Source organism: Pedobacter sp. ok626 (assembly GCF_900100435.1).
In the GTDB taxonomy this organism is placed as follows: Bacteria; Bacteroidota; Bacteroidia; order Sphingobacteriales; family Sphingobacteriaceae; genus Pedobacter.
In genome coordinates, this window is the sequence record NZ_FNEX01000004.1 from 234,320 (window position 1) to 253,022 (window position 18,703).

Genomic DNA, 18,703 nt, shown 5'->3' on the forward strand with positions numbered 1-18,703 from the left:
CTCATATAAAACCAATATACAGTGTCAAAATTGAATAAGAAAACGATAAACCCCATCTTCTGGATACCAACGACCTGGTTTGCCATGGGATTGCCTTTTGTTGCATTATCAGGAGCAAGCTCCATCATGTACAAAAACATGGGTATATCTGATACGCAAATTGCCTTCTGGACTTCACTAATTATGTTTCCATGGACGATAAAACCACTTTGGGGACCGTTTTTGGAGATGTATAAAACAAAGAAGTTTTTCGTTTATACCACTCAAATTTTTACGGGTTTACTGTTTGGCCTTTTGGCGCTTACCTTACAGATGGACCATTTTTTTAGTTTCTCTATTGCTGTTTTAACGATCATTGCCATTAGTGGTTCTACGCACGATACCGCAGCAGATGGGGTATACTTGAACGAATTGACTCCAAAGCTCCAAGCTAAATTTGTGGGCTGGCAAGGTGCCTTTTACAACATTGCTAAAGTTTTATCCGGTGGTGTTTTGGTATACATGGCAGGGCAGCTAGAAAAGGAAATTGGTATTCATAATGCCTGGATGGTGGTGATGTTCGCTTACGGGATTATTATGGTATCGCTTGGCTTGTATAATATGCGGGTTCTTCCTTCAGGAAATGAAGCAAAGCAGGTGAGTTCAGTTAAAGAAGGTTTCGCGACTTTGAAAGACGTAATTATTACCTTTTTTCAAAAGAAGAACATTTGGTTTAGCTTGTGTTTCATTGTTTTCTATCGTTTTGCAGAAGGACAAGCCATTAAAATTGTCCCTTTATTCTTTAAAGCATCCAGAGAATCTGGGGGATTGGGTTTAAGCACCTCAGAAATTGGTTTGCTCTATGGCGTTTTTGGCTCGATAGCTTTCGTGCTGGGCTCTATCGTTGCCGGTTATTATGTTTCTAATAAAGGGTTGACTAAAAAAACGCTACTTATTTTATGTGCCTTTTTTAACCTGCCATTTGCAGCTTACGCTTTTCTGGCAGTAGCGATGCCTCAAGAATTATACATCATCGCATCTGCAGTGGCTATAGAGTATTTTGGCTACGGATACGGCTTTGTTGGTTTGATCTTGTTTATGATGCAGAATATTGCTCCAGGGAAATATAAAATGGCACATTATGCTTTTGGAAGTGGCTTAATGAATCTAGGTTTTATGATTCCTTCGATGATTAGTGGTTTATTAAGCGACTATTTAGGTTATAAGGAATTTTTTATCTGGGTATTGATTGCCACAATTCCAGCCTTTATAGTGACCTGGTTGGTGCCGCTTATGCCAGCAGAAGCTGAACCAGAAGAAGAAAGTAAAATTGTAGAAGAAGCGATCACTTAGAATAGTTGCATAATTAAGTTAAAGATGAAGAGACTTTTGATAGGAATATTATTCGCATTGCCTTTTTATAGTAATGCACAAGTGCAAGCTGTAGTCGACAGCAGTTACGCCAATGGTCATTATTTACAAAGACTGGAGTTCTTTAAAAAAATGCCAAATCAGAAAAATGAAATTGTTTTTCTAGGCAACAGCATTACTGAAGGGGGCAAATGGCAGGAGCTTATTCCAAATAAGCACGTGGTGAACAGAGGGATTAGTGGTGATGTTACTTATGGTGTAATCGCCAGGATGGATGAGATATTGGCGGCAAAACCTGTCAGGATCTTCATCTTGATCGGTATCAATGATATGAAGCGTGGAACCCCCCAGGAGGTTATCCTAAATAATTACAGGAAAATTATCCGTATGATTAAAAGCCAATCTCCAGCTACAAAAATATATGTAGAAAGCATATTGCCGATAAATAAGGCGATGCTCCCTGCATCTTATGCTAAACTATCTAATCCGGCAATCCTGGAAATGAATAATCAGTTGAAAGAGATTTGTGGAAAGGAACAGCTGAATTATGTAAATCTTCAGGAGGTATTTGCAGGGGCGGATGGGGAATTGAAAAAGGAATTGAGTTTAGATGGGCTTCATCTAAGATCGGCTGCCTATATTTTATGGGCTGATTATTTAAAGAAAATTAAGGCATTGTAATATGAATCGTACAAAAATATTGATAGCTACTTGTGTTTTGTTGGGCAGTACAATGCTGGCTAATGCACAAAAAGAAGTTAAGGTTGATAGCAATTATGCCAACCCATATTATCTGCAACGCATGGAGTATTTTAAAAAAATGCCTCATGTTAAGAATGAAATAGTATTCCTGGGTAACAGCATCACCGAGCGCGGCGAGTGGCAGGAGATCTTATCAGATAGTAAATATCCGATTGTGAATCGTGGGATTGGTGGGGACAATTCATTTGGCATTTTGGCCCGTATGGATGAAGTACTGACGACTAAACCGAAAGCGATTTTCTTGATGGATGGGATCAATGATTTGTTCAGAAAACTGCCTTACGAGGTGAGTATTAATAATTACAAAAGGATCATTAGAATGATCAAGGCAAAATCACCGAAAACAAAGATTTATATCGAAAGTGCTTTGCCGATAAATGAAGAGATGACTACGGCCGATTATACAAAAGGACGTAATGCAATGGTGCCTGGGCTGAATGCAAAGATTAAACAGCTGGCTAAGGAGGAGAAGGTTACTTATATCGATATCGTTCCTTTGTTTCAGGACGAAAAAGGAAACTTGAAAAAGGAGATTACCATGGATGGTGTACACCTTAAAGCAAGTGCTTATATTGATTGGGTGGCTTATTTAAAAGAATTAAAATATTTATGAAGATAACAGGAACTTTTATAGACGAAATTTCGCACGATATTCCCCACCAAAACTGGGGTAGAGTAGAATGGGACAGAGATTTTGCGCACATGAAGTCTGTGGGGATTGATACTGTAATTATGATTAGGAGCGGCTACCGTCGCTTTATTACCTATCCTTCAGCTTACTTGCAGGATAGTTTTGGCTGCTATCATCCGCCAGTAGATTCTGTAGAGATGTTTTTGCAGTTGGCAGATAAGTATAACATGAAGTTTTACTTCGGGTTGTATGATAGTGGCAAATATTGGGATACCGGAAATCTTCAGCATGAAATAGATTCCAATCGCTATGTGATTGATGAGGTTTGGAAACAATATGGCCACTACAAGAGTTTTGGTGGTTGGTATTTGAGTATGGAGATCAGCAGAAGAACAAAAGGAGCTACTGAAGCCTTTAGAACGCTCGGTCAGCAATGTAAAGATGTGAGTGGTGGTTTGCCAACATTGATTTCGCCATGGATAGATGGTAAAAAGGCGGTGATGGCCGCTTCGTCTGAATTGACCAAACAGGATGCCGTTTCTTTGCAGGAACACGAAAAGGAATGGGGTGAGATATTTGAAGGTATAAGTGGCGCTGTAGATGCAGTAGCCTTTCAGGATGGCCATATTGACTATCATGAGCTGGATGATTTTTTTGCCGTAAATAAAAAGATTGCAGATCAGTATGGATTGCAGTGTTGGACCAATGCAGAGAGTTTTGATAGGGATATGCCCATCAAGTTTTTACCCATTAAGTTCGAGAAGCTGCGGTTGAAACTGGAAGCTGCTAAAAGGGCCGGATACGATAAGGCCATTACATTTGAATTTTCACATTTTATGAGTCCACAATCTGCATACTTGCAGGCGGGCCATTTATTTAACCGATATAAAGAATACCTAGGATTAACAATTTGATTGACGTGATGAAGAACTATAGTGAAATTTACGAGCAGGAATTAATAGACAATGTGATTCCCTTTTGGATGAAACATTCGAAAGATGAAGTGGCTGGAGGATATTTTAACTGCCTGGACCGCGAAGGAAACGTGTTTGATACAGATAAATTTATGTGGCTTCAGGCCAGAGAAGTTTGGACTTTTGCTACGCTATATAATGAACAGGAAGCCAGACCTGAGTGGTTGGAGATGGCAAAACACGGTGCCGATTTTATAGAGCAGCACGGTCGTGATAGTGAAGGTAACTGGTATTTTTCATTGGATCAATCGGGTAAACCTTTAGTACAACCTTATAATATTTTTTCAGACTGCTTCGCGAGTATGGCTTTTGCCGCACTTTATAAAGCTGATCCACAGGAGAAATATGCACAGATTGCAAAAGATACTTTTTACAATATTTTAAAACGTCAGGCTAATCCAAAAGGGGATTACAATAAGGCTTATCCTGGAACTCGCAACCTTAAAAACTTTGCCTTGCCAATGATCCTGAGTAATTTATCATTAGAAATGGAGCACTTGCTGGATAAGAAAACTGTTGATGATTTGCTTAAAACAGTGATCCATGAAGTGATGGATGTTTTTTATCAGAAAGATAGTGGATTGATTTTGGAGAACGTAAATGTTGATGGTTCTTTTTCGGATTCTTTCGAAGGAAGATCGATTAATCCGGGACATACGATCGAGGCCATGTGGTTTATGATGGATCTAGGTGTTCGCCTGAATGATCAAAAGTTAATAGAAAAGGCTACAGAAATCGCCTTGCATACACTTGATTATGGTTGGGATAAGGAGTTTGGTGGCATTTTCTATTTTATGGATATTAAAAATGCACCACAGCAGCAATTGGAATGGGATCAGAAGTTGTGGTGGGTACATCTTGAAGCGCTGGTTTGTATGGCTAAAGGATATGAATTGACTGGCAATGAGCAGTGTATGGAGTGGTTTGAAAAGCTACATGATTATTCATGGGATCGTTTTAGAGACCCAGTACATGGTGAGTGGTTTGCTTATTTGAATAGAAGAGGTGAGGTGTTGTTGCCTTTAAAAGGTGGCAAATGGAAATGTTGTTTTCATGTGCCGAGGGCTTTGTTTCAAGTGGCTAAGGCATTTCGAAAAGGGAAAAATAACCATTCTCCTCAGAGTCTGGAATCTTTTGCCCTGAAGGAGGACAAAACTTCCTAGGCCTCTTCGGAGAAGGTAATTTTTCTCTAAACAGGGTGGCTAGGCATAATGCTTAGCCACTTTTGTATACCTACAGATTTTATATACTTACAGATTTTTTTAATTGCAAGCTTTTATTGCTTGCGTATTTTATACTAATGAAGAATTTATTATTGGGGCTGATCGTTACGCCCGTTTTTACGTTGTATTATATAAATCATCATCCAGTTGTTGAAACTAGGGATACCGTTGTGGGGCGGGGTGTTATTAGGGCTAATTCTTTTTTTAAGGATGAGGTAAAGCCTGATGGTGTTAAGCCTTGTTTTAATGGAGCCTATTATAGGAAAGTTGTGTCTAGTAAGGATGTTTGGTTAGGTATAGCCGGGACTGTTGTACTGCCGAAGATTACATTTGATCCATCGAGACGGAATGACAAGAAGCCGGGACAGTTTTTAGATAATCCATCCATTTATATGGGTGGGAGTATGAATGAGCAGGAGACAGATGTGGGTATGACCTGGGCGGTGATCAGAGAGGAAGATGGGAAAGTTAGTGCGGAAAGAAAAGCGTTTCGACCATTCTTTAGGAGAGCAGGCTACCCAAAAACAGGACAAAAGGATAGTTGGCAGGATGCTCCAGCTCGAAAAGAATTTTATTGGTATCCTGGAGAAGAAGTGAGTATGTCGTTGAGGGTTGTTAGTGACGGTAAACTAAGGTTTGTGATTGAGGGTGCTGGAAAACGTTTTGAAGCGGACTTTGATAGTGATGGATATCATATGAATGGTGTGGGAGAGTTTAAACGTGTGAATGCCATTGATCAGGTTAGAAATGAAGGTAAGCCAGCACAACCTACTAAGACACGTGTAGAAAATTCAACCTGGAAAGAAACCAGACTGTTTAGGCTGCAAGCTGGAAAAGTTATTTCGGTTCCGATGCATAAAGGCCGTTTTACAGATATGCGTTGCCCGGATGCGCGGTATTTTAAAATTAAGGCCAATAAGAAACAAGAACAGATAGGTGCTGAAACGATTAGCATAGATGGAAATGGATACTTATAACGGGGTATTAAGTTCTGATGTGATAACTTCCAGAACTTGATCTCCTTTTATAACTGATAAGTAAAGTCTATGTAAAGACGGGTTTTCAGGGATCCTAAGCCATAAACTTGTTCCATCACCAACATGTTCCATGGAAATAGGATTTCTAAACCTGTCAATTTTTGCTAGATTCCATTCAAATTTTAAATCATTTACCCCATTAACAGGGACGATCCAGTTATTGTCCTTTTTAATTAGAACATTATAAGTTAATTCTGTGCCTGCAAATGTACTCACTGCTGGTTTCAGGATTTTAACCATTGGTGGTTGCATAGGTGTTGGTCCATTATTCCAGGTATGTAAAAGTTGAGAGTAGCTAAGTTTTTGTCTCCCTTCATAGTCCTTTATTCCATTTACAACTACCTGATCAATCTTTTTTTGGTCCTGCCAATTGGATATGAAGGTTCCGACGTTGTGTTTTTTAGATAGCTGAAGATAGGTAGAAACTACTGCATCAGTATAGAAATAGGGGACCTCTAATTTATCAATTAGATTAATTCCTGTAAGTTTTTGATTTAAGGTTAGGCCATATGAATCAATTTCAGGTATTGCCCTTTTAATTCTTTCAACAGTTGAAATCATGTTTTCTGAAACCTCAACATCCACTGTTACATATCTTTTTGGGTCTATCTTTTTTATGCTCGTTATCAATTTTTTAAGCCATGATAAATAAGCGTCTTGTTGATAGAGCAGCTCAGGTTTATAATAATAAAGTTCAAGTTTTTGAAGCACTGCATTTCCGATGTTCCAGGACACAATGTTTTCGTTGTTTTTTAGAGAATTAACAGACGTTAATATTTTTGTGCTGAGTTTTTCAAGTTCTTTTGGATTGTTTACGAAGATGATGTCATCCGAAATCCAATAGGCATAGTGGATACGAGTTCCGGCCATTTTTGCGCACTTTAGTATGTTACGATCATAGATGTCAGGTCCATAACGTTTAATGGTGTTAATACCTATTTTCTTCATTTCTTTAAAATCAGAAATGATTTCGTTCATGGTAACGGTCTGGTAATTTTTCTTCCAGTCTTGTGCAGTGTTATAATTTATTCCTTTTGTCCCCGGAAAGAATTTGTCTTCATTTGATATCGTAGCAACGCGCTTATCCTGTTTCGTATAGTCTGTTAAAAATGCTGGAGTTTGATGAACAGTTATTGGATTTTGTGCATCCTTGCGAGATTCTTGCATAATATTTTTCAGACTGTCCGAATTCTGTATAGTCCAGTTTAGCAAAGTTTCCGTACTATTATTTGGAACATTTTTGTCGTAAGCAGAATTGAAAAATATAAATCCTTTAATTTCTTTAAATTTCTTTTTTGCCTTAAATGCCGATTCAAACCATTCAGCTTGACGGCCTGCATCTGCAATAGAGCCCATTTCAGCAAGCATGACTGGTAACCCTATACGAAAGATCGGGCTTTGATGAAAGGGTGAATACAGGTCTTCCATTGAGGTCCATTGCTGATTTGAATTCATACGTCCATAATTCAAATTTGTTACGCCTATCCAATCAACAAATTGTTTCCCTGGGAAATAATTTTGAACAGTTTCGGCTTTCCATGGATTCCATATCCATATGACATTATAATTGCCATGGTCTAAAAAGAAGTTATGTAAGTATCTCCATGCATTTTTAAATTCTTCTGGAGTATTGTTTCCTGTTTTAGACCAAGGGTAGAAGGGGTTGTCCATTTCATGAGCGAAACGGATATAAACAGGTTTGTCTAATGCCTTTATCTGGTCTGAGAATTTTTGCAGGTATTCATCATACTCCCCGTCAACAATATGGTTAAATACTTTCTCGTCCTTTTTAAATTCATACTGCTGAAATAGATTTTGCCATGGCTCCCAGGTGATCATTGGTATTGAACCATTGTTGTAAATGGAATCAACTGTTTTTTTTGGGAGATAGCATTGAGCCTTATTTCCCCATGGGATATAAATGGATATGATATCGTAATGGGTATTGTAAGCCTGTTGTTCTTTTTCTACCCTTTTTAAAGATGAGATTCCATCAAAACCTTGAGGCGCAAAAATTCCTGTAAGGAAGAAATTTGACTGATGGTCTAGAACTTTAATATGCACATCTTTTGCGGTCGATATTTTTGCAAAATAAAGAATGGTACAACTCATAATGATTGTAATGATTAGCGCTGCGCTACGAATCCCGGTATACATGCGCCGTCTGATCAACCAAAAGTTTATTTTTATTTTTTGAATCCAGGCAATAAAAGCATGGGCAAAAGGATGACGTGCTTTTAGCTCTGCTAATTGTTGTTGTCTACTCGCAAGAATATTAAAAAGCAGAATCAAGCTGTTTAAGCCGGCAAAACCAGCCATAATGAGGTTGTAAGGATTCCAGTCGAAATTTAAACCGTAAAATATTGCGATTAAGGACAAGAGGAGCACGGCTATATTTGGAATATTTAACGGCCAGTTATTGGCTTCATTACCGTCTTTAGGCGTAGGAACATAGGGAACCTTTTTTCCAATAATTGTATATACAAGTCCTAATATAAATATCCACCAGGTACCAATCATGAGCAATCCCCCAACGACATGAAAGCCCCTTTCATCATCTTCCATAACCCACCATTGCACAAAATGACGGATCATCAATGTAGCAGCAATAAATGGGAATATAGTCAGTCCAAAATCGGTAATATTTATTCTAATTGGACTAACATCAAAAAACAAAGAGATGATGGGGATTAGAAAGTTGATCAGGTAAATAACACCAGAAAGGTAATGCATTGGTATTATTGCATAGTGTATTTTTTGTTTCCAGGTAAAGCCTTTGAAGAGCTTTGGATAAGCATTTACAAGTAAATCAAAAACTCCTCTTGACCACTTTAATTGCTGTTTATAATATGCTGATAAGGTTGAAGGAACGAGGCCTCGGGCAAGAACCCTTGGGACATACACTGATTTCCAGCCTTTGGAATGTAATTGCATGGCGGTATGCATATCTTCGGCCAAACCTGCAGCATGACCGCCTATGGATTCAAGGGCAGTGCGGCGAAAAGTGCAGTTAGCTCCAATCGCAAGAACGGTTCCATACTTATTCATGGTCATCATTATGGGGCCATAAAACTGATAGGTTTGTTGTGCAGCTCCCTTAGCAATTAAATTTTCATAGTTATTTTTATAGGCCTGAACGATTTGGACGAACCCAACTTCAGGATTATTAAAGTGTGAAACTATAGGGTCTAGAAAATTTGGAAAAGGCACATGATCAGGATCTAAAACGACACACAATTCACCAGAGGACTGTTTCAATGCATTGTTAATGTTTCCAGCCTTTGCATTTATTTTTATTGTTCGCGTAATATGATGAACACCAAGTTCTTGGCATAGCTGTTTGAGATAAGGATCATTTGCTTCGTCACATAAGTAGGTTTCATGTGGGTAAGTTATGGCCTGGATAGCTTTTAGGGTTTCTTCAATCATCCCATATGGCTCGCCAGCACAAAAAGTAGTGAATATATCTACGGTATAGGTTTTTGTATTAGGCGGAGTTTTTGGAACAGTTATGAAAAGATAATGAAGCCATTCATGTACAGTTTTAAGGCAGGTGAAAATAAAAGTGGCGATAAGCATCCAGTATAAAGGGGGGGATCCTTTAAGGGAGGCATTAAACATACTATGAAGAAAAAATCCCATCGAAATTAACCCCAATGTGATCATTAGTCTAAGCGTAAATTGCTCTCTCCTTGTTGGTGCTGCTATTGATTGGATGGGCCTCATTTATCAGTTACTACGTAAAATGGTATATTACAAGTTGCGAAATGGCCATTTGCATCATAAATTGTAGCGAATATGCGATATGGCCCTTCCTCTTTGGGAGCTGTGAAATCAATTTTTAACGATTGACTTTCTTTGATTAGGTTCTCCAGTGGTTTTAATTTTTTTGTACTATGTAAATTGTTCTTTTTATACCAGTCTTCCTTAAATATTTGCCAGCTAATGGACTTGATATTATGTTGGTCGGACATTATCACTTCAGCATTCGATTTTGAATTTGGGGAGAGAATGATGTTATCTATTGCGCTCTTTTTATTCAAAAGCATGTGTTTAATTTGAGGAAAAGTTCGTCCTCCGTGTTTGCCTGTCCACAGGTATCGCATTACATCAACGGCTTCTGATTGCAAACTATTTTCATCAAACATACTAAACCAGGTATGTGTACCTTCTTGTTTATTGCCCCAAAAGAAAACAAAGCTTCCTAAAAATCTGGGATCTTCGGTAGGCATATATTTTTTATACCGGTTCAAGTAAAACTCCGCTTTTTTATTACTTGTCTGCTCAATATAGGCTCCCCATGCAGTTTGCTTAGTTCCTTCCCAAGGCCCATTAATTCCCCATTCAAGAAGCATGTAGGGCCCATTCCAAAATAAGGCTGCCTGTTTCAGATCTGATCTCAGAAAGGTTATTCTGCTAAATATATTAAAAGAGATCACATCAATATCGCAACGGGTTTTTATATTAAAAATATTTTTTTTATTAAAGTTTAATACCGACGTTGTAATTGGATGGTCAGGATCATCTTTATGAATCATATTTGTGAGCCCGTTAATGGCATTATAGAAGTTGTTGTATATTAATTTATAAGGGAAATCAAGTTCATTTCCAAGACACCACATTAGTACGGCTGGATTATTCTTGAATCGGTTAACAATGGATTTAAATGCCTTAAACTGTTTGGATACTTTAGCTGGATCATTATACAGCGCCATATAGTCGCTATTGGCAATCGGTAATCCAACAATTACAGAGAGGTTATTTACCTTGGCACTATCTAAAATTTGAGCCAGATGGGTTGTGTCCCATATTCGGATTGTATTTCCACCTATATTTTTTAAAGTATGGAGATTTGAATAGCCTGCCGCACCTTTTATATGATAGGGCTTGCCATTTTTGTATAGTGTATAGGCACTATTATTTTCTTCTATATGTACCTTCTTTGAAGCATTATCTTGCTTTTGAGAACAGCCAAATAAGAGTGGAAAAATAAGTAAGCTCGCGAAGATTGCCTTATCCATCAAATTTTTATTCAAGAATTTATTTATTCTATTTGAAAGTGTCATTAGATGTAGATGAATTATGGCAGCAGATAAAGTTAACCATTCTACAATACTTATTTGAAATTATAAAATTGTAAATCAATTTTCTGAAAACACTGATCATAGAATTGATACATCCAGGATGAGTACAATTGATTTATCATTATTAACTTTGCGACAACACTAACTAATATATTATCATATGAAAAGAACAGTTTATCTGCTGTTGTGCGTAATGTTATTGTCTTTCGCCAATACGGTGAAGGCAGACGAAGGGATGTGGATCCCGATGCTGATAGGTAAGAACTATGAGCAAATGAAAAAACAAGGTTTTAAGCTAACTGCCAAAGATCTATACAATGCAAATGGTTCCAGTTTAAAAGATGCAATTGTTCATTTCGGTGGCTTTTGCACAGGTGAGATTGTATCGGATAAAGGTTTGATTTTTACCAATCACCATTGTGGTTATGATGCGATTGCATCCAATTCTACACCGCAGAATAACATTTTAGATAATGGTTTCTATGCAAAGAATTATGGCGAAGAAAAACCTATCGCTGGTTTGTTTGTCCGCTTTTTGCAAAGAATGGAAGACGTTACTGCTAAAGTTAACGAAGCTACTAAAGGCCTAAAAGGTGCTGAAAAGGATGCTAAAATGACTGAGGTTTTTAATGAAATCGCGAAAGCAGCTACTACAGGTCCTACCTTAGAAGCTAACGTAAAAGATTTTTACAAATCTAACCAGTTTATCCTTTTTGTTTATGAGCGTTTTGATGATGTTCGTTTGGTAGGTACGCCTCCTCAAAACATCGGTAAATTTGGTGGCGATACTGATAACTGGGAATGGCCTCGTCAAACGGGCGACTTCTCTGTGTTCCGTGTATATTCTTCAACAGGTAACCAACCTGCAAAATATAATGTGCAGAACGTTCCTTACAAACCTAAGAAGTTCCTTCCGGTTTCTATTAAAGGTGTGAAAAATGGCGATTTTGCTATGGTATATGGCTATCCAGGTCGTACAGATAGGTACCTGACTTCTTATGGCGTTGATTTGGCTACTGAGAAAGTTAGTCCTACTATTGTTAAACTTCGTGATATCCGTTTAAAAGCATGGAAAGCAGAAATGGACAAAGATGTAAGTCTTCGTTTAAAGCTGTCTTCTAAATATGCGCAGATTGCTAATTACTGGAAATACTTTATCGGACAAACTGAGCAGTTAAAACGCTTAAAAGTTGCGGATGCTAAAAGGACAGAAGAGCAATCATTTACACAATGGGCTGCACAGAAAACAGAGTTTGCAGGTTTAATGGAACAATACGATCAGATTTATAAAGATATTGATCCTATTTCTGTACAACGCACCTATATCAATGAGGGTTTTAATGCTTCACAATGGGCAACCAATGCCTCGGGTCTTGGAAAAGGTTTAATCAACTTTACGAAAAGTAAATATGATGCCGCAACTTACAAACAGATTCAGGAGAAGATGAACAATGCGGTAACGGCTTATGAGGAGACTTATAATGAAACTGCAGACAAGAAAATATTCGCGAAGATTCTAAGTTCTTTCTATGCTGATGTTCCGGTGAAATCGCAACCTAAGTTTTTTGCGGAAATCGCAGAGAAATACTGGACAGGAAATGCGGAAACTACATTTGAGAAGTACGCGAATTTCCTTTGGGAGAATAGCAACTTCATTAAGCCAGAGAAACTGAAAGCATTTATTGCTTCTAATCCTTCAGCTGATGCGGTTACTAGTGATCCAGGATATCAATATGCATTAAATATTATTCCTGCTGAATATGTTAAAACTAATTTCGGTTCAGTGGTAGCTGATTTCGAAAAGAAAAAAGCCGAATTGGATCATTTGTATTTGAAAGCAATTTTAGAAAAGAATGCGGGTAAAATCATGTATCCGGATGCGAATTCTACGATGCGTCTTTCTTATGGAAATGTACAGGATTACTCTCCAAAAGATGGTATTGTGTATAAAACTACAACTACTATTGATGGTATTATGCAGAAATATATTCCAGGAGACAGTGAGTTTGACTTACCTGCAAACCTGATTGAGAATTATAATAAAAAGAATTTCGGTCAGTATGGCAATGATGGTACTTTAACTGTTGGTTTTATTACCAATAATGACATTACAGGCGGTAACTCGGGTTCTCCGGTGATCAATGGCAACGGTGAGCTGATCGGTCTTGCTTTTGATGGTAACTGGGAAGCAATGAGTGGTGATATCGCTTTTGATAAGAAATTTAAACGTACAATTAGTGTAGATGTTCGCTATGTGCTTTGGTGCATTGATGTGTTGGGCGGAGCGAAGAATATTATTAATGAGTTGAAGATTGTAAAATAAAGGGGAAAAATAACCATTCTCTTCGAGCGCTGCATTGCTTCGCAGAAAAGCGAAGAACGCTGAGGCGCTCTCTGAGAAGGTGATTTTTCTTTAAGCACGATGGCCAGGCAAGATGATTGTCTGGTCATTTTGTTTTTAGGCGGTTATTTGTAAATGCTGAATTATTTTTTGGATATTGGGTCATGAAAGCATTTGTATTAACCGCATTATTAGCCATTACATTAACATCCTTTCAAAATACTATGGCACAGACTGAAAAGAAGAAGAACGCTGTTGTTTTAAATCACATCGCCGTATATGTGGCGGATTTAAAAATCGCAACAGATTTTTATCAAACAGTATTTGATTTGGAGATCATTCCAGAACCATTTAAAGATGGAAGGCATACTTGGTTTTCCATCGGTGCTGCAGGACATTTGCACTTGATTCAAGGTGCGAAGAGCAATGTGGTACATGAAAAGAATGATCATTTATGCTTTAGTGTAGCTTCGATAGATGAGTTTACTGCAAAGTTAAAGGCAGATAAGATCAGTTATGAGAATTGGGCGGGGGCACAGAATACGGTTACTAATAGGGTAGATGGTATAAAGCAGATTTACTTTAAGGATCCTGATGGTCATTGGTTGGAAGTGAACGATGATCATAAGTAGTACAAAATAGCTAGGACCTCATGCCAAAATCGCTGAATTAATAGCCAATTTTGAGGATTGTGAATCTTCCTAAAATCTTAATTTAGGAAGATGAAATCATTCGTTGCACTAAGGTTATTTGTCTTGCTGGCTTTTCTGGCTCTAGTACAGACTTCAAATGCACAACCATTTTCTGGGGGCACTAAAAAAGTACTTTTTTTAGGAAATAGCATCACTTATGGCGGGCAATACATAACAGATATTGAAGCCTATTGTGCTATAAATTATCCAGATCAAAAAATAGAGTTTATCAATATGGGCTTGCCTAGTGAAACGGTTGCGGGATTATCCGAGCCAGGACATGCAGGAGGGAAGTTTCCACGTCCAGATCTTCATGAACGTTTGGACAGGATAATGGCACTCGTTAAGCCAGATCTTGTTTTTGCTTGCTACGGAATGAATGACGGGTTGTATATGCCATTTGACGAAGGACGTTTTGCAAAATATAAAGAAGGGATTAATTGGCTACATGATAAATATGTAAAAGCAGGAATTAGGATCATTCATCTTACACCTCCAATTTATGACGAGTTGAGAGGTGGGAAAAAAGGTTATGCAGCTGTGTTAGACCGATATAGTGATTGGTTATTGGCTCAACGCAAAACTGGTTGGGAAGTTGCCGATATACACTACCCAATGAAGAAGTATCTGGGAGCACATAGGAAGGTTGACGCTGCATTTAAGATTGATGGATTTTATTTAGCCGCAGATGGTGTTCATCCGGCGGAAGTGGGACATTGGATCATGGCGAAGGAGTTGTTGCTTTATATGGGCGAAAAACAGGTTGTTTCAGGAGCAAATGTACTGGCTGTAATTAGACATGCTAGAAAAGAAGAATTGCTTAAGCTGGTTGCTCAAAAACAATCGATGATGAAAGATGCATGGTTGACGGCTGCGGGGCATAAACGCCCGATGAAGGTTGGATTGCCTTTGGAGGAAGCCAAAAAGAAAGCTGCTGAAATTGATGAACAAATCAGCAGCTTAATGAAGTAGTATTTTATTAAAGGTTGCTTTTACTTAAAAGTAAGTGTAGTTCCCTTTTTCGCTATTAATCGTAACTTGTTTCTGAGTTGAGCTTTCTACGCGACCGATGATTTGCGCATCGATGTTGAAGCTTTTAGAAATGGCAATAATAGCTTCGGCAATTTCTGCAGGAACATAAAGTTCCATCCGGTGGCCCATGTTAAATACTTTATACATTTCTTTCCAGTCTGTACCTGATTGCTCCTGGATCAATTGAAACAGGGGAGGAACAGGGAATAGATTATCTTTAATGATGTGTACATCATTGTTTACAAAATGAAGCACTTTAGTTTGTGCACCACCACTGCAATGTACAATACCGTGAATCTGACTTCTGTAACCTTCCAACACCTTTTTAATTACCGGTGCATACGTACGCGTAGGAGACAATACCAGTTTGCCAGCAGTAACTTCTGTGTTTTCATCAATCTTAACTTTGTCAGTCAGCTTTTTGCCACCAGAAAATACCAGGTCAAAAGGCACAGCTGGGTCAAAGCTTTCTGGATAAGCATTGGCAACAGATTTATCAAATACATCGTGACGGGCAGAAGTTAATCCATTAGAGCCCATTCCACCATTGTATTCAGTTTCATAGCTCGCTTGCCCTGAAGAAGATAAACCAACAATTACGTCACCGGCCTGGATATTATCATTGCTGATAATTTTATCACGTTCAATACGACAAGTTACAGTAGAGTCTACAATGATAGTGCGTACCAAATCACCTACATCTGCAGTTTCGCCACCAGTAGAATAAATAGAAATGCCTTGTGAACGTAGGTCGGCAAGGATTTCTTCAGTTCCATTGATAATGGCTGCAATTACTTCGCCCGGGATTAGGTTTTTATTACGACCAATGGTTGATGACAATAGGATATTATCCGTAGCACCCACACAAATCAAATCGTCGATATTCATGATAATGGCATCCTGAGCAATGCCTTTCCATACAGAAATGTCGCCAGTTTCTTTCCAGTAAACATAGGCTAAAGAAGACTTTGTACCCGCACCATCAGCATGCATAATGTTACAAAAAGCCTCATCATTACCTAAAATATCGGGGATGATCTTACAGAAGGCCTGTGGAAAAATACCTTTATCTATGTTCTTGATGGCTTGGTGCACATCTTCTTTCGAGGCAGAAACGCCACGTTGGTTGTACCTGTTATCACTCATGTTGCTGCAAAGATAGAAAAAAATAACCCCTGCCAATTAAGACAGAGGTTATAAAACTAAAAAATAGTTAAAGTATTGAGGTTTGGTTTATTTTAAAAACAATAACTCTCTGAATTTAGGTAGAGGCCATACACTGTCATCCACAATTTGCTCTAGTTTGTCGCAGTGGTAACGGATGGTATCAAAGTGTGATTTAACCTTCTCATCGTAAGCAATTGCTTTTTCACGACTTTCTTCGATTGTATTCACTTGTTTACGTTGCTCAAGCATTTCATCAATACTAGTTTTAACAACACTTAAGTGTGTAGATAGCTTATTGATGATGGCAAGAGGTGTAGCTAAAGCATCTTGTCCTAAGCCAAGTTCTTTTAATCCTTTTGCATTTTCGATTAAAGTATTTTGGTAAGCGATAGCAGCAGGGATGATCATGCTGTTCGTTACGTCACCCATTACTCTGGCTTCGATTTGAAGTTTTTTGAAATAGCTTTCTAACAAGATTTCATGACGTGCATGTAACTCACGTGGGTTAAATATATTTAGTTTACCAAATAACTCAGTAGTTTTTTCGCTAACGTAAGCATCTAAAGCTTTAGGTGTAGTTTTGATGTTTGATAGACCGCGTTTTTCTGCTTCGGCTGCCCATTCATCACTGTAACCATTACCTTCAAAACGAATGTCTTTAGATTCTTTGATGTATCGTTTTAATACAGTTAATAAGGCTACATCTTTTTTCTCACCTTTTTTGATCAATTTATCAACTTCAATTTTGAATTTGTTCAATTGATCAGCAACGATAGCATTTAAAACCGTCATTGGTGCAGAAGAGTTCTCAGAAGAACCAACTGCTCTCAATTCAAATTTGTTTCCAGTGAAGGCAAAAGGAGAAGTACGGTTACGGTCAGTAGAATCGAAAGAAATCTGAGGGATTTTAGGGATACCTAACCATAAAGAATCTTCATTTTTTACTTTCTTGATGATGCTTCTAGAAGATTCGATTTCATCTAGTACGTCTGCAAGTTGAGAACCAAGGAAGATAGAGATGATTGCCGGTGGAGCCTCGTTAGCACCTAAACGGTGATCGTTGCTTACCGAAGCAATACTCGCTCTCAATAAATCTGCATGCTCGTGTACCGCTTTGATAGTGTTGATGAAGAACGTTAAGAACATCAGGTTGTTTTTAGGCGTTTTACCTGGTGATAATAAGTTCTTACCAGTATCAGTAATTAACGACCAGTTATTGTGTTTACCCGATCCGTTGATACCAGCATATGGTTTCTCATGTAAAAGCACTTTAAAATTATGTCTCAAAGCAACTTTTTCCATTAAGTCCATTAACAATTGGTTATGGTCAATTGCAAGGTTAATTTCTTCATAAATTGGAGCACATTCAAATTGAGAAGGAGCAACCTCATTGTGACGGGTTTTCAAAGGAATACCCAATTTTAAAGCTTCGTTTTCGAAGTCAACCATGTAGGTAAATACACGCTCAGGAATAGATCCGAAGTAATGATCTTCTAATTGTTGTCCTTTTGCAGACATGTGTCCGAACAAAGTACGACCAGTTAAAGCTAAATCTGGACGAGCATTATATAATGCAAGGTCAACCAGGAAATATTCCTGCTCGATACCTAAAGATGCAGTAACTTTAGTGATGCTTTTATCGAAATATTGACAAACATCAACAGCCGCTTTATCCATAGCAGAAAGTGCTTTTAATAAAGGAGCTTTATAATCTAAGGCTTCGCCTGTGTAAGCAACAAATACAGTTGGAATACAAAGTGTTTTACCAGCTTTGCTTTCCATAATGAAAGCTGGAGAAGAAGGATCCCATGCCGTGTAACCACGCGCTTCGAAAGTGTTACGGATACCACCATTAGGGAAACTTGAAGCATCTGGCTCTTGTTGAACTAATGCACTACCAGCAAATACTTCAATTGCACCATCGCTGCTTGGCTCGAAAAACGAATCATGTTTCTCAGCAGTTGTACCAGTTAATGGTTGAAACCAGTGGGTGTAATGAGTAGCGCCTTTGCTCATTGCCCAGCTTTTCATAGCTGTTGCAATGTGATTGGCATCTTCGTGGTTAATCAACTCACCTTGGTCAATTGAAGAAATAAGTTTCTGAAATACTTCTTTTGATAAGTAGTCTTTCATCTTTTTCTTATCAAAAACATTCACGCCAAAAAAATCAGAAATTTTAGTCGAAGGAGACTTTACCTCTGGTGAAATTCTTGTTTGTGCCTCTTTTAATGCAATTGTTCTTAAGCTTTTCATCTATTTATTTAAAGTTTGGTCAAAAATAAGTTTTTTATTGATGTTTTTCAATAAATTGTTTGTAAAAATACGAATGTTGGCAAATATTCAAAGAAATATTTATCGATTTGACTGTTTTGATGACAAAATAATGTGAATATTTGCAATTTTTATGAAA

13 protein-coding genes are annotated in these 18,703 nt (G+C 38.0%); 9 read left to right on the top strand and 4 right to left on the bottom strand.

What is annotated here, in order from left to right:
- Positions 1-21: 21 nt before the first annotated feature.
- The 6 genes from BLS35_RS07495 to BLS35_RS07520 all read left to right on the top strand — a co-directional run bounded on the left by BLS35_RS07495 (position 22) and on the right by BLS35_RS07520 (position 5,917).
- Complete coding sequence (locus BLS35_RS07495) at positions 22-1,332, top strand: MFS transporter (RefSeq protein WP_254778727.1); 1,311 nt, start codon at positions 22-24, stop codon at positions 1,330-1,332.
- 24 nt (positions 1,333-1,356) lie between these two features.
- A complete protein-coding gene (locus BLS35_RS07500) occupies positions 1,357-2,031 on the top strand; it encodes a GDSL-type esterase/lipase family protein (protein WP_090779393.1) in 675 nt (224 codons plus the stop codon).
- A gap of 1 nt (position 2,032) precedes the next feature.
- Positions 2,033-2,725 (top strand): GDSL-type esterase/lipase family protein, encoded by a 693-nt coding sequence (locus BLS35_RS07505; RefSeq protein WP_090779395.1) that lies wholly within the window; start codon positions 2,033-2,035, stop codon positions 2,723-2,725.
- The gene (locus tag BLS35_RS07510; RefSeq protein ID WP_090779397.1) at positions 2,722-3,657 is read left to right on the top strand and encodes a DUF4434 domain-containing protein; all 936 of its coding nucleotides are present in this window, start codon (positions 2,722-2,724) and stop codon (positions 3,655-3,657) included. Before BLS35_RS07505 ends, BLS35_RS07510 begins: the two co-directional genes overlap by 4 nt.
- 8 nt (positions 3,658-3,665) lie before the next feature.
- Positions 3,666-4,880 (top strand): n-acyl-d-glucosamine 2-epimerase, encoded by a 1,215-nt coding sequence (locus BLS35_RS07515; protein WP_090779399.1) that lies wholly within the window; start codon positions 3,666-3,668, stop codon positions 4,878-4,880.
- Between the two features lie 137 nt (positions 4,881-5,017).
- Complete coding sequence (locus BLS35_RS07520; protein ID WP_090779401.1) at positions 5,018-5,917, top strand: hypothetical protein; 900 nt, start codon at positions 5,018-5,020, stop codon at positions 5,915-5,917.
- On the opposite strand, the gene BLS35_RS07525 is transcribed toward BLS35_RS07520, so the two are convergent.
- Both BLS35_RS07525 and BLS35_RS07530 read right to left on the bottom strand, forming a co-directional pair.
- Positions 5,912-9,703 carry a glycosyltransferase family 2 protein gene (locus tag BLS35_RS07525; RefSeq protein ID WP_090779403.1) on the bottom strand — a complete coding sequence of 1,264 codons (3,792 nt, stop codon included), beginning with the start codon at positions 9,701-9,703 and terminating at the stop codon, positions 5,912-5,914. The genes BLS35_RS07520 and BLS35_RS07525 overlap by 6 nt on opposite strands.
- Positions 9,700-10,998: a glycoside hydrolase family 2 TIM barrel-domain containing protein gene (locus tag BLS35_RS07530; RefSeq protein ID WP_090779740.1), complete on the bottom strand. Its 1,299-nt coding sequence runs from the start codon at positions 10,996-10,998 to the stop codon at positions 9,700-9,702. Before BLS35_RS07530 ends, BLS35_RS07525 begins: the two co-directional genes overlap by 4 nt.
- Before the next feature lie 223 nt (positions 10,999-11,221).
- Between BLS35_RS07530 and BLS35_RS07535 the strand changes: the two genes are divergently transcribed.
- From BLS35_RS07535 to BLS35_RS07545, 3 genes are all read left to right on the top strand, one after another.
- Entirely contained in the window at positions 11,222-13,384 is a 2,163-nt protein-coding gene (locus tag BLS35_RS07535) for a S46 family peptidase (RefSeq protein WP_090779405.1), read from the top strand.
- Positions 13,385-13,566: 182 nt separating this feature from the next.
- Complete coding sequence (locus BLS35_RS07540; RefSeq protein ID WP_254778729.1) at positions 13,567-14,034, top strand: VOC family protein; 468 nt, start codon at positions 13,567-13,569, stop codon at positions 14,032-14,034.
- A 90-nt stretch (positions 14,035-14,124) separates the two neighbouring features.
- On the top strand, positions 14,125-15,066 hold the full coding sequence (locus BLS35_RS07545) for an SGNH/GDSL hydrolase family protein (protein WP_090779407.1): 942 nt from the start codon (positions 14,125-14,127) through the stop codon (positions 15,064-15,066).
- A 24-nt stretch (positions 15,067-15,090) separates the two neighbouring features.
- Here the strand turns inward: BLS35_RS07545 and BLS35_RS07550 are convergent, their stop codons facing one another.
- Positions 15,091-16,272, bottom strand: a complete 1,182-nt coding sequence (locus tag BLS35_RS07550; protein ID WP_090779409.1) for an AIR synthase-related protein — start codon at positions 16,270-16,272, stop codon at positions 15,091-15,093.
- 87 nt (positions 16,273-16,359) lie between these two features.
- Positions 16,360-18,546: a glutamine synthetase III family protein gene (locus tag BLS35_RS07555; RefSeq protein WP_090779411.1), complete on the bottom strand. Its 2,187-nt coding sequence runs from the start codon at positions 18,544-18,546 to the stop codon at positions 16,360-16,362.
- Between the last annotated feature and the right edge of the window lie 157 nt (positions 18,547-18,703).

Coding starts and splice junctions, on each gene's coding strand:
- BLS35_RS07505 (WP_090779395.1), top strand. CDS start 2,033: ATGAATCGTACAAAAATATTGATAGCTACTTGTGTTTTGTTGGGCAGT.
- BLS35_RS07550 (WP_090779409.1), bottom strand. CDS start 16,272: ATGAGTGATAACAGGTACAACCAACGTGGCGTTTCTGCCTCGAAAGAA.
- BLS35_RS07500 (WP_090779393.1), top strand. CDS start 1,357: ATGAAGAGACTTTTGATAGGAATATTATTCGCATTGCCTTTTTATAGT.
- BLS35_RS07510 (WP_090779397.1), top strand. CDS start 2,722: ATGAAGATAACAGGAACTTTTATAGACGAAATTTCGCACGATATTCCC.
- BLS35_RS07555 (WP_090779411.1), bottom strand. CDS start 18,546: ATGAAAAGCTTAAGAACAATTGCATTAAAAGAGGCACAAACAAGAATT.
- BLS35_RS07545 (WP_090779407.1), top strand. CDS start 14,125: ATGAAATCATTCGTTGCACTAAGGTTATTTGTCTTGCTGGCTTTTCTG.
- BLS35_RS07520 (WP_090779401.1), top strand. CDS start 5,018: ATGAAGAATTTATTATTGGGGCTGATCGTTACGCCCGTTTTTACGTTG.
- BLS35_RS07525 (WP_090779403.1), bottom strand. CDS start 9,703: ATGAGGCCCATCCAATCAATAGCAGCACCAACAAGGAGAGAGCAATTT.
- BLS35_RS07515 (WP_090779399.1), top strand. CDS start 3,666: ATGAAGAACTATAGTGAAATTTACGAGCAGGAATTAATAGACAATGTG.
- BLS35_RS07535 (WP_090779405.1), top strand. CDS start 11,222: ATGAAAAGAACAGTTTATCTGCTGTTGTGCGTAATGTTATTGTCTTTC.
- BLS35_RS07530 (WP_090779740.1), bottom strand. CDS start 10,998: ATGGATAAGGCAATCTTCGCGAGCTTACTTATTTTTCCACTCTTATTT.
- BLS35_RS07540 (WP_254778729.1), top strand. CDS start 13,567: ATGAAAGCATTTGTATTAACCGCATTATTAGCCATTACATTAACATCC.